Consider the following 621-nt stretch of genomic DNA (forward strand, 5'->3'; position numbering starts at 1 on the left):
GTATCCACTACCTACTAGTAATGCCCATCCAAATAATGTCCCTAAAAGTCCCGAGCCTCTTCCAGAAGAATATCCTGCAAAATAGTTTGCTGCTGTTCCAAATAATAATCTCATTGTTTTTACCTCCATATTTATTTCATATAACTGATATATATAAATTTCATTTAACCACACTTTCATTATATCAGAAAATTATGAATATTAAATAAATATTTTTAGGTACTCTTTATTTTTTTTAAAAGGGTTGTGATTTTTATTCACAACCCTCCTTTTTCAGTTAATCCACAGGTACTTCTTCTTGTCCATGTGGTATTTGTTCAATTGGTGTTACAATTTGTGCATATTGATTTACTTGTACTTTAAATTGACGTGGTTCAAGGAAATTCACTTGTTGAATTTGAACTTCAATATGAAACGTGTCTACTTTTTTTCCACGGTCAATTTTGGTAATTCGCGCATTATAAAACTTATCCCCATTTAGGAAATATCGTTGTACAGCTTCTGTAGCCAGCATACGCTCATTGCTTGTCATCTTCATTGGCTCAATACCAAATCCAGCCTTCGTAAATAAATACGGGACATCATAACTACTATTAGAAATTTTTCGCAGTAAGTCCTCTA

At 32.4% G+C, this 621-nt stretch carries 1 protein-coding gene; it reads right to left on the bottom strand.

The window, feature by feature from the left end:
* Positions 1 to 277: 277 nt before the first annotated feature.
* A partial coding sequence (locus tag CO726_RS31210; RefSeq protein WP_099686853.1) for a hypothetical protein occupies positions 278 to 621 on the bottom strand: 344 nt, incomplete at its 5' end.

Source organism: Bacillus fungorum, assembly GCF_002746455.1.
Lineage (GTDB): Bacteria > Bacillota > Bacilli > Bacillales > Bacillaceae_G > Bacillus_A > Bacillus_A fungorum.